16 protein-coding genes are annotated in these 14,304 nt (G+C 46.3%); 3 read left to right on the forward strand and 13 right to left on the reverse strand.

Going from position 1 to position 14,304, the window contains the following annotated elements; translation table 11 throughout:
- Nucleotides 1-129: 129 nt before the first annotated feature.
- On the reverse strand, nt 130-1,494 hold the full coding sequence (locus VIM88_RS01460; RefSeq protein WP_331861104.1) for an FAD/NAD(P)-binding oxidoreductase: 1,365 nt from the start codon (nt 1,492-1,494) through the stop codon (nt 130-132).
- A gap of 281 nt (nt 1,495-1,775) precedes the next feature.
- Nucleotides 1,776-2,498, reverse strand: a complete 723-nt coding sequence (locus VIM88_RS01465; protein ID WP_331861105.1) for a Rieske 2Fe-2S domain-containing protein — start codon at nt 2,496-2,498, stop codon at nt 1,776-1,778.
- Nucleotides 2,499-2,732: 234 nt separating this feature from the next.
- On the opposite strand from VIM88_RS01465, the gene rpsF reads away from it, so the two are divergent.
- The 3 genes from rpsF to rpsR are packed head-to-tail and all read left to right on the forward strand — an operon-like array spanning nt 2,733 to nt 3,924.
- On the forward strand, nt 2,733-3,128 hold the full coding sequence (gene rpsF, locus VIM88_RS01470) for a 30S ribosomal protein S6 (RefSeq protein WP_331861106.1): 396 nt from the start codon (nt 2,733-2,735) through the stop codon (nt 3,126-3,128).
- 25 nt (nt 3,129-3,153) lie between these two features.
- Nucleotides 3,154-3,651 carry a single-stranded DNA-binding protein gene (locus VIM88_RS01475; protein ID WP_331861107.1) on the forward strand — a complete coding sequence of 166 codons (498 nt, stop codon included), beginning with the start codon at nt 3,154-3,156 and terminating at the stop codon, nt 3,649-3,651.
- A 9-nt stretch (nt 3,652-3,660) separates the two neighbouring features.
- Nucleotides 3,661-3,924: a 30S ribosomal protein S18 gene (gene rpsR / locus VIM88_RS01480; protein WP_331861108.1), complete on the forward strand. Its 264-nt coding sequence runs from the start codon at nt 3,661-3,663 to the stop codon at nt 3,922-3,924.
- A 62-nt stretch (nt 3,925-3,986) separates the two neighbouring features.
- On the opposite strand, the gene VIM88_RS01485 is transcribed toward rpsR, so the two are convergent.
- The 11 genes from VIM88_RS01485 to VIM88_RS01535 form a co-directional block, all read right to left on the reverse strand.
- Nucleotides 3,987-4,694 carry a class I SAM-dependent DNA methyltransferase gene (locus VIM88_RS01485; RefSeq protein ID WP_331861109.1) on the reverse strand — a complete coding sequence of 236 codons (708 nt, stop codon included), beginning with the start codon at nt 4,692-4,694 and terminating at the stop codon, nt 3,987-3,989.
- Nucleotides 4,687-5,307: an ATP phosphoribosyltransferase gene (hisG, locus tag VIM88_RS01490; RefSeq protein ID WP_331861110.1), complete on the reverse strand. Its 621-nt coding sequence runs from the start codon at nt 5,305-5,307 to the stop codon at nt 4,687-4,689. The genes VIM88_RS01485 and hisG overlap by 8 nt, the downstream gene beginning before the upstream one ends.
- Nucleotides 5,301-5,924 (reverse strand): type III pantothenate kinase, encoded by a 624-nt coding sequence (locus tag VIM88_RS01495; RefSeq protein WP_331861111.1) that lies wholly within the window; start codon nt 5,922-5,924, stop codon nt 5,301-5,303. The genes hisG and VIM88_RS01495 overlap by 7 nt, the downstream gene beginning before the upstream one ends.
- A 98-nt stretch (nt 5,925-6,022) precedes the next feature.
- Entirely contained in the window at nt 6,023-6,358 is a 336-nt protein-coding gene (locus VIM88_RS01500; protein ID WP_331861112.1) for a hypothetical protein, read from the reverse strand.
- A 58-nt stretch (nt 6,359-6,416) separates the two neighbouring features.
- Nucleotides 6,417-7,241, reverse strand: a complete 825-nt coding sequence (locus tag VIM88_RS01505) for a tyrosine-type recombinase/integrase (protein ID WP_331861113.1) — start codon at nt 7,239-7,241, stop codon at nt 6,417-6,419.
- The gene (locus VIM88_RS01510; RefSeq protein WP_331861114.1) at nt 7,234-8,247 is read right to left on the reverse strand and encodes a hypothetical protein; all 1,014 of its coding nucleotides are present in this window, start codon (nt 8,245-8,247) and stop codon (nt 7,234-7,236) included. The genes VIM88_RS01505 and VIM88_RS01510 overlap by 8 nt, the downstream gene beginning before the upstream one ends.
- On the reverse strand, nt 8,247-8,825 hold the full coding sequence (locus tag VIM88_RS01515) for a hypothetical protein (RefSeq protein WP_331861115.1): 579 nt from the start codon (nt 8,823-8,825) through the stop codon (nt 8,247-8,249). Before VIM88_RS01515 ends, VIM88_RS01510 begins: the two co-directional genes overlap by 1 nt.
- Before the next feature lie 58 nt (nt 8,826-8,883).
- On the reverse strand, nt 8,884-11,106 hold the full coding sequence (locus VIM88_RS01520) for an endonuclease MutS2 (RefSeq protein ID WP_414717460.1): 2,223 nt from the start codon (nt 11,104-11,106) through the stop codon (nt 8,884-8,886).
- Between the two features lie 4 nt (nt 11,107-11,110).
- The gene (gene murC / locus VIM88_RS01525) at nt 11,111-12,427 is read right to left on the reverse strand and encodes a UDP-N-acetylmuramate--L-alanine ligase (protein WP_331861117.1); all 1,317 of its coding nucleotides are present in this window, start codon (nt 12,425-12,427) and stop codon (nt 11,111-11,113) included.
- A gap of 32 nt (nt 12,428-12,459) precedes the next feature.
- A complete protein-coding gene (locus VIM88_RS01530) occupies nt 12,460-13,056 on the reverse strand; it encodes a hypothetical protein (RefSeq protein WP_331861118.1) in 597 nt (198 codons plus the stop codon).
- A 77-nt stretch (nt 13,057-13,133) separates the two neighbouring features.
- Entirely contained in the window at nt 13,134-14,267 is a 1,134-nt protein-coding gene (locus tag VIM88_RS01535; protein ID WP_331861119.1) for a succinyldiaminopimelate transaminase, read from the reverse strand.
- Nucleotides 14,268-14,304: the final 37 nt, after the last annotated feature.

A 14,304-nucleotide genomic window follows, 5' to 3' on the forward strand; every position in this document is an offset into this window, starting at 1 on the left:
GATCAAATAATAGTTGTCTGAGATTTTTGATAGTTTGTACTTAGATTTGAAAGTTTGGGTAAAGAAGCATACGTCAGTATGTGCACCCACCTTTCAAAGATGAGTGCAAAATATCGAAAAGATCGACAACTATGAGAAGAGTTCTCTCATGACACCGCCAAACCACTCTCTGGTGGCTTTTGCCGTACCTTTGGACCGGAACTTGCCGCCGCCATCTTTTGGCTTAGGTACATTACCGTTACCTACCAGTTTACCACTCTCGTGTGCTACGAACTCATGGGTAACCATAATCGCTTCCTCCGGTTTTCCACCTACCATCGAGTAGCAGACATTGGCAGCTTTAGCCGGGAGGCCTTCTTTAGGATCATTGACTTTAGCGTTCAGTTGGTCCGAAATCTGCCCTGCTGCTCTGTGTGCTGTCCAGATGGCCGTTTGTCCGCTTGGCGGGATCCCGTGATTGACCGCATCACCGATCACATAGATACTTGAATCCGTTTTTGATCTGAAGCTATACCCCTCCATCACTGCAAATCCTGCAGCATCCACTTCGACACCTGCCATAGCAACGACCGGTGAGCATTTGTTGATAGGTATCAGGTTACATACTTCAAACTTCTCTGTCTTTAATGTCCCTTGATCATCCATTTCATCTGCAAACACTTTATAGGCAATGGTTTTTTTCTCAGTATCGATATCCACGATCTCCGTCAAGCCGTTATATTCAATGATATCAGGGAAGAGGTCATTCCAGGATTCTTGGAAGGCAGCACCTTTGGCAAATTTACCGTTTCGCGTATCCAGTACGATCACTTTTCCTTTGATACCTTCATTCTTTACATAGTTTGCCACCATCGATACTCTCTCATAAGGTGCCGGAGGACATCTGTACTTTCCGGTTGCCGGCGGCACGATGATCACGTTACCGTCATCCATATCCTCGAGTTGCCGTTTAAGTGCGATATGTTCAGTACCCGGCATCAATGCAGCTGGACAAGCTTTTGATACTTCTGCGATCTTTTCTGCTGACCACGTTGGGAACTGCTTTTCATAGTCATAAGCAATACCCGGTGAAAGCACAAGAATATCATAAGCGAAATCACCCGTAGTGGTCGTCACTACCTTGGATTTTCTGTCGATAGCCGTCACTGTCGCATGTACAAAATCATACCCATACTTAGAAGCCGGCTGATAATAGTCGCCTACCAACGTATCTAAACTTACGTCATCCAGACCGCCGAGCAACGTATTGGAAAAAGGACATGACAGAAATAAATTGTTTTTCTCGATCACTGTCACTTCAATGTTCTGATCTTTTTTTCTCAAGGCTTTGGCCATGGTCAGGCCGCCGAAACCTCCCCCTATGATCACGATCGATTTGCCGCTTGTCTTCTTTGGAGCTGCTTTCTTCTCACTTGCTACCGCCATACCCGGCATGGCTGCAGCCGCTGCGGCCACACCTGCAAGCTTAAATGTGTCTCTTCTGTTCATTGCCATAATCTCTCCTATTAGAATGTATATTGTTAATAACTTTAAATAATATAAAGTAATTCTATTATGACAAAAATTACATATAAATACAATGATTTTGAGGGAATTTACGACCTATTTTGAAGATTTTTCGGCCTTCTTGAGGGGGAGAATAATCACAAGGTATGATAGTATTTATCACACCTTATATCTCGTTTTTACGGGTAAATTAAACCGTCAGAGTCTTGTGCAGGGATTTACACTTTTCGCTCTGCTCCGGTTCATTTTTTTCCGGCTCTGTTCCTGTATTAAAATATCTCTGCAGAGAACTCTTTCAGTGTTTGTACTTTTGCCTCCACTTTGGCAAGTTTTTTCGCTTTTCTTTTGTTGCCGTAGAATTTCTTGAACTCATCTTTAAAGGCATCAAAATATTCCTGGAACTTCACCGGACCCAAAACAGCAACGGCCCAGATCGTATCTTCCTCATCGACTTCCAGAACAATAGAAGCCAAACCTTGTGCAGCCGGTCCTCCTACAACCTTGCCGCCCTGTTTGGGATCAAAGGCCGAAAGGTGTGACGTACATACAACGACACCGCCGTTTTTGTACGCCTGTGTCGTACCTTTCTCTTCCACATAATGGAACAGACTGATTTCAGGCTGAGGATGTGTCAACTGATGCGGACAGATCGCGGAATAGGCAACGATGGTACCCTTGGCGCCTGCTCCTCCGGTATAGATATATTCCGTACCATCCTCCGCTTTGAGTTTGATGTCTTTTTCTGCCGGTGATTGAAGATTGATCATGATGGCAGGTGTGCCGACATGCGGGTAATTGAATATGTAATTTTCCTCTACCGTCAATGCAGAAGCTTTGAGCGGATTACCCTCACTGTCTTTCAGCTGTACTTTTTCAAACGGCTGGAACAGACTTCCGTCCTCGGCATAAAGCTTTTGTGTGATCAATGAGGGGGCGATGGCTACTGCCAGGGCTGACGTAGCTGATAACTGCAAAAAGTTTCTTCTTTCCATCTTTTAAATCCTTTGTTTTTAAATCAAGTGAACCTTATCATACAAAAAAACCGATTAAACTCATCAGTAATTTCAATACAGACAGGCTTTTTCATCTCTTCGACTCTGTCTCTATGCCAAACCTCACTATAAGGAATATTTTGGTACCATAATGCTTCCAAAATTCTTGCTCATTTTTGGACAGTATATCAAGGTATACTGCAGATATGGGCTACTAAACCAAAAGGAAACAATATGACTTGTTATGAAACACTGTTTGTAGTGAAACCTACATTGACAGAAGAAGAGATCAATGCACAGATCACGAAAGTAAAAGATGTGCTTGCTAAAGAAGGTGCTGAACTTGTCGGTACGAATGACATGGGTATGAGAAAACTTGCGTATCCTGTAGATAAACATGCGAGAGGATACTATACGGTTCTTTTCTATAAAGCGGAAGGTCCTACGATTGCAGAGCTTGAAAGAAACATCAAGAACAACGAAGATATCATTAAGTTCTTAACTGTAAAATACAGTAAAAACAAAGAGATTACACAATTTGACAAACTTGTAGCACAAGCAAGCAAAAAAACAGCTCCTGCAGCAGAAGCAAAAGCGCCTGAAGCAGAAACAGAAGCGACAGAAGCATAATCAACCATAGATCAGGAGCGACCTTATGTACAATAAAGTAATTTTAGCAGGAAACCTTACCAGAGATATTGAGATTAAATATACACAAGGTGGAAGTGCCATCGGCAATACTGCCATCGCAACGTCACGTAAATTTAAATCTGCAACGGGTGAGCAAAAAGAAGAAGTGCTTTTTATAGACCTTACTTTTTTTGGCAGAACTGCTGAGATCGCTAATCAGTACTTACGCAAAGGTAGCAAAGTTTTAGTAGACGGAAGATTGAAGCTGGATCAGTGGACAGCACAGGACGGCAGCAAAAGAAGCAGACACTCTGTCACAGTGGAGAACCTTCAAATGCTCGGAGGCAAAGACGAAGCAGCACCGATGGGTGATAACGGATATGGTCAGGGCGGATCATCAGACTATGATGCTCCATCCCATGACAGCTACAGCCAACCTGCACCGTCAGCACCGAAAGCTGCACCACAACCTGCATCAAACATTCCAGAAATTGACATCAATGAAGATGAAATACCGTTTTAGGAGAACACCATGGCAGAAAGAAGAAAATTTAAAAAAAGATATTGTAAATATTGTGAAATGAAAGTAGACTTTGTAGACTACAAAGATCTAGGGCAACTTAAATTCTCATTGAGTGAGAGATTTAAAATTATGCCAAGAAGACTTACAGGTAACTGTAAAAGACACCAGGAGCTTGTAACGATAGCGATCAAAAGAGCTAGACAAACAGCACTGATCCCATATATCGTAGATAGAAAGAATGTGGTTGAAAACCCATTCGAAAACCTAAAATAGGTTTCGGCCTATCTTACTTCAAGTCCATCTGCATAGATGGACTTTAGACCGCACTCCCCTCTTTATACTTTCCTGAATACGAGAAACAGCTTGTCCGCTTCCTCAAGATCATAAAGCATCACCTCATCACGTTGCACCAGTTCCAAACCGCTTAGTTCTACTATCTCTTCTACCGTATGATAGTACTGTGTAATGGTCTCTTGAGATTTCTGAAACCTGCTGCCCTCTTTTTCAAACAGTGTGAATTCCGAACGATACTCCCCCTGCTCAAAATCACTGTCTATCGTCAAGAACCGTGTATCATCATCTACGATGTAGGCGCCTACGGCAACATTTTCGAAACCGTACAGCGTATTGATATCACACAGGAAGTGACCCCCTTCGGTCAAATGCGCTTTGACACACCCAAAAAACCGTTCTAAGGCCTTTTTATCCAGATAGTTCAGCATATCAAAGACCGCAGTGATGACATCATACTGACCCTTCACAGCACATAGATCGATGCACTCGGCATCAAACCCCTGCTCGGCTGTTCTGGAGGCCATAAGGGGGCTGAGATCGATGCCTTTGACCTCGGGGATCTCCAGGGCAGCCTGCATTTGACGCAGGAAGTCACCCGAGCCGCAGCCCACATCCAGCAGGCTTTCAAACTCTATACTGTTTAGAAAGAGAAGATAGTGTGCATAGAGAGCAGGTCCAGCCTCTTTGACACCAAGAAGGTCCTCTACTTTTGCATAGAGGTCAAGAGAAGATGCCGTCGTATCAGCCACGGCTCTCTACGACCGCTTTGATCTTTTCATAGAGAGAGAGGATCTCTCCTTTCTTTGCATAGAAACTGTTCTTATTGGAGATCAGATGCGCGGAAGAATCCATGATCTCTTCCGCTACTTTCAATCCATTTTCTCTCATCGTCGAACCGGTTTCCACAATGTCCACAATGGCATCCGCCAAACCGACAAGCGGCGCGAGCTCAATTGAACCGTACAGCTTCACCACTTCCACCCCTACCGCCTTTTGGGCAAAGTAGTTTTTGGTAATGTTCACCATCTTGGTAGCGACTTTGATATTCGGACGGTTCCAGTCCAGTTCATCTTCGTTCATAATACCGATAGCCACTTTGCATTTACCCAGCTGCATGTCAAGAAGCTGAATGATATCCAGCTCTTTTTCCGTGATCACATCCAGTCCCACGACGCCGATATCTGCTGCACCGTGCTCTACATAGGTCGGGACATCCTGGTTTCGTACATTTAAAAAACGAAATTCACCCATATCCAAAATGAGTCCTCTGCCTTCAAATTTGAATTCCCCGCCAAAAATCTCAGCAAATATTTCAAGTGTCTGTTCTGCTATTCTTCCTTTTGGAAGTGCTACTGTTAACATATCTCTGATCCCTTAATCACTTTTCGCATCCCATCAAAGACCAGCATTTCATCATAGATGGAGTCTCTGAAAAAACCTGAAAGAAATTTTCCGTCCCCACCCGTAAAATACAGCTTTTTGCCTTCACTATGCTTCTCTATGAGTGCTTTTATAGACGCGATTATACCATAGCTTATCCCATCTTTAGTTGTGGCAGGCAGTCTCGCCAGGGATATCTCTTCATTCAGTTCCGTCACAAGCGCAGGCGAGATCGCTTTATAGGCTTGAAGCATCGCTTTCAGCCCCGGCAATATGAATCCTCCCCTGTACCGTCCCTCCTGCATCACATCCACCGTGATCGCAGAACCCGCATCCACAAATACGCCATCTTCATGGCTTAAACATAAAGCTTTTCTGTCTACTCCCATCGTCTCATAGGCCCCATCCAGCTGTATCTCAGCAGAAATATTTTTCCATAAAGCGATCTCTGCTATGGTACTGTCCAGCTGCTGCTTGACGGAAATATAACAGAGTCTCTCTCTGCTGTACTTTCGAATGGCCTCTTCATACGATAGATGTTCCACTTCTGATCCGTTAGAGATATGGAAATGGGTATTACCGATATCGGCAAGTAACATGATATTTCCTTCGTTTCAATGTCTTTCCTCCGTGGCTGCGCTTTGCTTCTTCCACTCTGGTTACGTCACTGCAATCGTGAAACCCTCTTCACGACTGCTTAACGCTCCTCATGCCACACCTTCCAGCCCTCTTCTTCCAGCATCGTTTTTGCCTGCGAACATAAGGGGGCCCGGATGATGATATATTTCTTCGTGATCCTGCTCCCGATATGCTGTTCGAGCTTTTCATGCAAAAGCATCAGTTCTGACGCCTCTTTTCGAAGAACCCTGCTCTTCTTCGCCACTTCCATCACCACGGCATAATAGTTCTCTTTGAGTTCAACCCCCAGATGGATGGAGACCTTTTTACGGGAGCCGAGCGCTTTTGGCATGATCTCTTTGAGCGATCTGAAAATAATGTTTTTATGGTTCAGGTACTCAACCAACGCTTTCATGATACTCCTTTTTCATGATATATCTTTTCATGACACATCTTTTTCATGATACACCTTTTCATGACACGTCTTTCAGCGGATGATAACTGAACATCGTTTCTGCCAGGTTCTGTTTTTGTATATGCGTATAGATCTGTGTGGTCTCGAGAGAACTGTGTCCCAGCAGCTCCTGCACCACGCGCAGATCCGCTCCGCCTATAATGAGGGATGAGGCGAAAGAGTGTCTCAGCACATGGGGAGAAACCCCCAGATACTTCTTGACGATCTTATAGGCAGAGATGCGGCTCAATACCTCCCCTTTGTAATTAAGCCAGATATGGCTGCTGGAGATATCCTGTACTTGCATATAGGCTTCCAAAGCCCCGATCGCAACAGGGGCAAGCGGTACGATACGTTCCTTTTCCCCTTTGGCAAAACGTATCTTCAGCCACCCCTCCACAATGTCACTTCGCTGTACAGACAGTGCTTCAGAGATACGGCACCCGCTCGCATACAAAAAGAGTATCAACGCATAGTCACGTAATCCTGTGACACTGCTTCTGTCAATAGACCTCAAGCCCTGCATGATCTCTTCACTGCTCATATATTTGGGTAGGTTCTTAGGTACTTTCGCCATAGGGATCTGTATCTTTTCCTGTGTGAAGTCCTGCTTGTGGCAAAAATGGAAAAAAGCATTGATGGAAGAGAGTTTTCTGTTCAAGGTCCTTTTGTTTTCAAAGGTAGACAGGAACTTTACGATATCTGTTGTATCCAGAGCTGTCAGTCTTTTTTGACTGAAGGCTTCAAGCTGTGAAAGGTCGCCCAGATAGGATGACACAGTAAGCGCATCGAGTGCCTTTGTGACACTGAGATACTCTTCAAAGGCTATAAGCAGATCACTCATAACCCAATTTGGACAATTCGATCATGTCACCGTCTTTATAGAGCTTTGTCCCCGCGATAAATGCCGGCTCGTCGACCTCCCCTACGTCATAGATCCTGTGTTTGCTCAGACTGCTGTCCATGACGATCAGCGAACCTCCCTGATCCAAAGCATACACCTTTCCGTTGGATGCAGTTCCTACAGCATAATGTGCGAATTTAAACTTTGCCTCACCGACCACTTCTAGCGCACTGTTCAGTGCAAGCACTTCCCCCTCTTTGGTGAAGAGATAGATCTTGCCGTTGTCGTAGGCCACTTCGGAAATGTTCGCACTATACTCTCTCTGTCCGTCGCTGCCCAGTGTCAACAGTTTTTTTGGCGTTGCCGCGATCATGGTGTTCCCCTCTCGTGACAGATAAATGATATTATTAAAGGCTTTTTCGCTACTGAGGTAGACGACTTTTGCATTTTCCGTATCTTCTACACTGACGATGATGAGCTTTCCATCCAGCATAGGCATGACGACCAGATTATCGATAAAGATCGGGCTTGCTGCTCTTGTATCGATCGCAAAGGTTGTTTCAGAACGACTTTCGACCAATTTTCTGTTATCTGCCATTTGATACAAGCCAAACGTGTTGCTGTTAAGGATATAGGCTATCAAACCATTCTCGATCGTTGCAGCCACGACAGGTACCTTCAGAGAGATGGCACGTACCGCTTCATTCGTTTGTTTATCAATGACCTTCAAAATACCTTCGGCATTTCCAGCCAGCACATAGGTCTCACTCTCATTTAGGAACCTGTATCCTTCACCAAGGTCGACCGTACCCATACCGGTTTTACCGACATATTTCCCGCTTTTCAATGTCCCTCCGTCACGGCTGAGATCAGTGATGCTTCCGCCATAAGCACTGGATGCACTGGATGCGGAGAATGTATTCTCCGGTTCGAAGTATTTTTTACTGCTGCATCCTGAAAAAAGCAAAGCAGCCGCGATCAAGGTATAGAGTGACAACCTCTTCATCAGTCAGCCTTTAGCGTAGAGTGTTTGAGAAGTTCCGCGATCACCGAAAGGGAGGATCTCTCATCGATCAGTTCCAGTTTGTTCTTGCCGGTCTCCATATCTCCCGACACGATCGCCAGGTATGCTTCTTCAAACAGTACCATCTCTTTATAGAGTTTAGAATCTACAGGCTTTTTGCTGAGTACCCCTGCCGTATAGGCACTGGTGTCCGCAATGACGGTGTTACTGCTTTTCGCCAATGCCTCCAAGGCTTTGATATCTTGTTCTTTGGTTGCTTTCGCATAGGTGTAAAGCTCTAAAAGTGCCGGATTGTTCTCTTCAAGTACTTTCAGTGCATCGGCATCCTCACTGTCGGCCTGCAGTGTCAAAAAGGCTTCATTCGCTTTGGTGAGCTTGGCTTCCTCTACTGCACCCATCACTGCCTGCGTCACAAAGAAGACAATGAGTAGAGTGGCTGCACCCCACAGATGAAACTTGTATCTTTTGTACAGTGATTCCAGCTTAAAGGCACTCTCAAGCACCTTTTCATCTCCACTTAACTCTCTCTTGACATAATTCACATCATCTTTAATGCTCACGTACTTCTCCTGCAACATTTTAATGCTACTATTATACCCTTTGGAGTTAAAAGAGGGGTTATAGTTCTACCACTGTGATCCCTAGATTCCCGGGCATTCTGTAAAATTTTTGTATTTTGGGATGTCTTTTGAGATAGTCCGTCACCAATTTGGACAATACACCCCCGCCTGTACCATGAATGATCTGCACCTCATGCAGCCCGTTCACCAGTGCATCAGAGAGGAACTTGTCGACGGTATCGATCGCTTCATCTGCATACATTCCGAGCAATTTGACAGAGACTGCTGCGCCGGTCTTTTCTACATGTACTTTGGCTTCTTTTGCCTTGGGTTTTACTTTGACCTGAGGCGTCTCCCCTCTTCTTTTGAGCTGTCCCAGAGGCACACGCATTTTCAGCCCGTCTACAAGGATCGTGGCATCTTTCCCCCTGATACCGACGATCTCGCCTTTATGCGACCGGTACTTCACCTTATCGCCCTCTTTCAGCGGGGTCTCTTCTTCCAGCTTGACCTCTTTGGGTGTAAACTCTTTGCGCTGGTGCGCGACATTGAGCAGGCGTCTTCCTTCCCTTGACTCCTGTGCCTTCAGGGCTTCCCTTGCTTTTTTCGTGGCTGCATTATAACGGTTTTCAAGGGTCGCGATCGCCTTTCTGTGACTCTCCTGCAGTTTTGCTTCTTCATCCAGCAGTTTCTGTTTTTGTCTCTCTATCGACTTCAGCTCTTCGTCTATCTGACTGATCTTGCTGCGCATTTCACGTTCGAGCGAGGTAGACCTTTCTATCAGTTCATTCAGGTTCTCTTTGTCTTCTCCATAGACCTTTTTTGCCTTATCGACAATAGAGACAGGTACGCCGTAGCGCTGCGCCGTCTCAAAGGCATAGCTCTTCCCGATGCTTCCCTGCAGGAACGTATAGGTAGGTACCCTTCTCTCTTCGTCATACAGTGCTGCAATGAGTTCGACCTGATCATCAGACGCCATCAATGAAGCCAAACGCTTATGGTGCGTCGTGACAATGAACGTGATCCCTCTTTTGCGAAGCTCGTCCAGCATGACGCGGAAAAGGCTTGCTGCCTCATCACTGTCTGTCCCGAGTTCTATCTCATCCACACCGACGATGGCATCTTCCTTGGTGAATAGCTTGGCAAACTCCTGCATACGTCCCGCAAAGGTGGAAATGTCGTTCTTGACGGATTGGGGATCATCTATGACCGCTTCTATGCTCTTGTAGTGTCCGACCTCGGTATGTGCGGCATTACACTTGAACGGTAAGAGATATTTGCTCATATAGACTGCCGAAAGCATCGACTTGAGCAGCATCGTTTTACCACCCGCGTTCACCCCTGTCACCAGCATGATCTGCTTGGAAAGGTCTATCGTAACGGGTACCGGGTTCTCTATCGCCGGGTGCGCGAAATCCTGCAGTTTGATACGTTTATGCTTGCTGGGCAGTATGAATTCATACTCGTTGGCCCTTGCAAAGCTGACCCGAGCCTGATAGTGGTCGAACCGGTCATACTCTTTGTTGATGAACGACAGAAAACGTTCCCACTTGAAAAAGATCGCCGAGATATTTTTACAGTAGGTGTAGATCAACTCCTCTTTTTTACTGAGCAGCGCGGACTCTTTCTCTTTCAGCTGGGAGATGCTCTGCGGGAGGATATAGAAAAAGCCTCCCGGACTGCGTGCAACGACGGTAGCCTTGATGGCATTGTTAAAGCCTCCCCGTACAAGCAGTGTCTCTTCACCGCCGTTGAAATGCACCTGTGTATCGACCATATAATCCCTCAGCCTTCCGGAGTGTGCCAGTTTGTAGAGGGTATCCCTGATCTCTATCTTGTTCTGTTTGATCGCACGTTCGAGCTTGAAGAGTTCCGGATCGCGTTCAGGATTGATATCCCCTTCTGCAGTAAAATATCCTATGATCTCGGCGATCTCTTCGGGTATCTCTATGCCCTGTATCCAGGAGAGGAGCGGTTCTGTGAACCCTACTGTCTTTAACGTATTGAAGTACGTCAGCATGCTGACAAATGCATGGATCTCATCCAGAGAGAGCACCCCCTGTTTCTTTATCAGGTTCAACTCTCTGTCCAGGTCCGGTACCGGTCTGGGCTGAGGGAACTGCACCCTGGAGAGCGCCTGGATATAGCGATAATGCTGATTGATGTCCCCCATCATCGCTACGGGCTTCTCTCTGGCCAAAAACTTCTGGAACTGCTGAATATACCCGTCCAGATCCAGTTTCTGTATAATGGTCTTTTCGCTGCTCTCCTGCGAATACATCCCCTTATGCCTCTCCGCGTATCTGATAGGTGATATCTCCGGCACCGAAGGCTGTCACAAGCCCGTCACTGAATTCACGTATAATATGGCCGTCTTTGAATACTTTGACAACGCCGTCCTCTTTGGTCACAGAATCGGCCATGAGCGGTGTATATCGGCTGAATGCGCCCTTGAGGTCAATATCTACTTTCAGTTCACCTGCAGCCCAGATCGGAAGGATCACAAGTTCGTCCACCCCTTCGAAGCACTCTACGAATCCCTGCAGATTATCCATCGTACGACTGTATTTATGCGGCTGCCAGATCACATAAAGTTTAGAGAATTGACGCAGATTTTTATAGGTCTGAAGCGACGCCATCGTCACCTTGATCTCTGTAGGGTGGTGGCCATAGTCATCGATCACCACGCACGCTTCCTGGTTCTCTATGATATCAAAACGCTTTTTGATCCCTTTGTAGCGTAAAAGATTGGCCCGTATTGCTTCTACTTTTTCACCCAGTTGCAAAGCACCCAGTATCGCCAGGGCAGCATCCAGAGCGATGTGGTTTCCAAAACCGAACACTTCGAAGGTTCCCAGGTCCAGAAGTTCGAATTTGGTATGCGGTTTACCGTCCACCAGAACGAACTCTATATTTCTGATGTCTTTGGAAGGATAGAGTTTCACGCTCTCCATCTCCAAAGAAGCGAGGAATGGATCTTCCGCATTGATCACACGTATCTCAGCCAGGGATAAGAAGTTTCTGTAGGCATTGTAGAAACGCGCTTCGTCATACCCGTAGTACTCCATATGTTCCGGTTCCACATTGGTCACGATCGCAAGATAGGGGTTAGAGTTCAAAAAGCTCTCATCACTCTCATCTGCCTCAAACACGACTTTATTGTTAGGATAGTTGCGTACGTTCGAGCCGAACTCTTTGCTGATAGCACCGATCAGCGCATTGGATTCCGGCAGAATGGAAGCAAGCATGGCAGAAGTGGTACTTTTACCGTGCGCCCCGCCCACTGCATAGACCTCTTTTTCACCCAGAATACTCTTTAAAGCCTCTTTGCGTGAAAGCAGCTCTATCCCCAACTCCTTTGCCCTTTGGTACTCGGGATTGTTCGGACGTACCGCTGCAGAGTAGATCACTCTATCCACACCCTCGACCGCATCAGCATGGTGCGGGATGGTGATCTTCGCATTAAAGTTCGTGGCCAGGTCATTGGTGATCTCTGTCTGTTTGATGTCCGAACCGGAGATCTTGTGTCCGTCATTGAAGAGAAATTTGGCCAACGCGGAGAGTCCGATACCCCCGATACCTATAAAATGGATCTTTTTCATACTGCACTTCCTAGATCAGCTCTCTTAACCATCTATTGTTCCTTGCTTTCATCAAGTACTCTCAGTTCCTCTTTGGCCTGTTTCACCTGTTTTTCGAACGTCGTAAGCAGTTTGTCTACAGGCTGCGTGAATGTCTGGATGAAAAAAGCCAGCGGGTCATGTTCATCGACCCCTTCCACATCAACAAGCTTTTCTATGAAATCTTCAAAACTTTTTCCCGCCATCGCTGCAGCGGCATGGACCATCATCGCATCTTTCAGACCTGCATGGTCGATCGTATAATGCAGTACCAGAAAGATCTCTTTGGCACCCTTTTTGTCATTTTCACTGTAACGCTGGATACCATGTTCATAGATGGCTCTTGCCGTAGCCAGGTCCTCCGGTTCATTCATATCGAAAGAGTGCGAGGTAGTGAGCTTTTCAGCCAGCCTGTCAAAGGCTGTATTGACGATAAAGGTAAAGACCTCGTTGATCTCATCCTCCGGGGCTTCGATGATGAGCTGCGCATCTAAAAGCTGGTAGCCTTTGGCGATGCTCTCTTCTTCTTTGCACTCTTTTTCAAGTCTCTGAATATTGGCCAAGAACTCAGGGTCTTTTTTTAACTCTTCTACATGTATTTCCGGTGTCATTTGATTCCTTTCTTCTTGAGTGCAAGCAAGCGCACCCTCCATTCATCTCACAAAAGCTTCGCCTCTAGGTTCAGAAGCTAAACGCTTTCACTGTCTAAACAGTGCTGTATTCTTTCCAATGCTTCTCTTGTCTTCTCTTCTTCATAGACAAGGGCCAGCCTCACGTACCCTTTGCCTTCCCCTTCACGTCCCAAAAAGGAGCCGGGGATGACCTTAAGGTTGTATTCCTGATAGAGTTTTGTCGTAAAGGCGATCTCGTCTCCCACTTTCAGCCAAATGTAAAATGTCGCTTCAGGTGCCTCTACCCCCAAAACCTCTTTGGCCACTTCGAAGTTCTTTCTGTATTTTTCCCTGAAACCCGCTACATGCTCCTGGTCAGCCCATGCGACGGCTGCGGCATGCTGCAGCGGCAGCGGCGAGGCGCACCCTACATAGGTTCTGTAGACCATATAGTCTTTCAGTATCTCCGCATCACCAGCGATGAAACCGGAGCGAAGCCCCGGGGCAGAGGAGCGTTTGGAGACAGAGTTGATCACCAGCACGTTTTTGAAGTTTTCATTGCCTGCCTCGATGCTTGCATTAAGGAGTGACGGCAGTGGTTCACCCAGGTAGAGGTCCGCATAGCATTCATCATTCAAAAGGACGAAATCATGCTTCAGTGCGAGCTCTACCCAGCGTTTTAGCGCCTCCAGTGGCATCACCGATGCGGTAGGGTTGTTCGGTGAGTTGAGTATCACAAGATCGGCTTTTGCCAATGCCTCTTCATCCACTGCAGGCTGAAAATCATTGCTTTCATTGAGATCGAGGTAGAGCACTTCTGCGTTGGATGCTTTGGCCGCCCCCTCATAGATCTGGTAGAAAGGGTTGGGGAAGACCATCACCGGGTCTTTGATATCATGCAGCAGAAACTGCGGGAAGTTAAAAAGTACTTCTCTTGTCCCGAATGTGGGGATGATCTGTGCATCCGTGAGCGTGAGCCCGAAACGCTCTTTATTGTAGGTGAGCATCCCCTCTCTAAGCTCAGCTTCTCCTGCCGTTTTAGGATACTTGTTAAGCAGGTCGGAAGCGTCTTTCAATGCGTTCTGTATGAATGCCGGAGTCTCAAACTGGGGTTCACCGATCGTCAGGCTCAGCGCACTGTAATCACTGTTGGGTGTCACAGGCTCAAGTAGCTGATTCAGTTTCTCAAAAGGGTAAGTTTCGAAGTTCATTGTTGCCCTGTATTTTTAAAGGATTATAGCGTATTTG

The sequence above is a fragment of the Sulfurovum sp. genome (assembly GCF_036568385.1).
Classification (GTDB): Bacteria; Campylobacterota; Campylobacteria; order Campylobacterales; family Sulfurovaceae; genus Sulfurovum.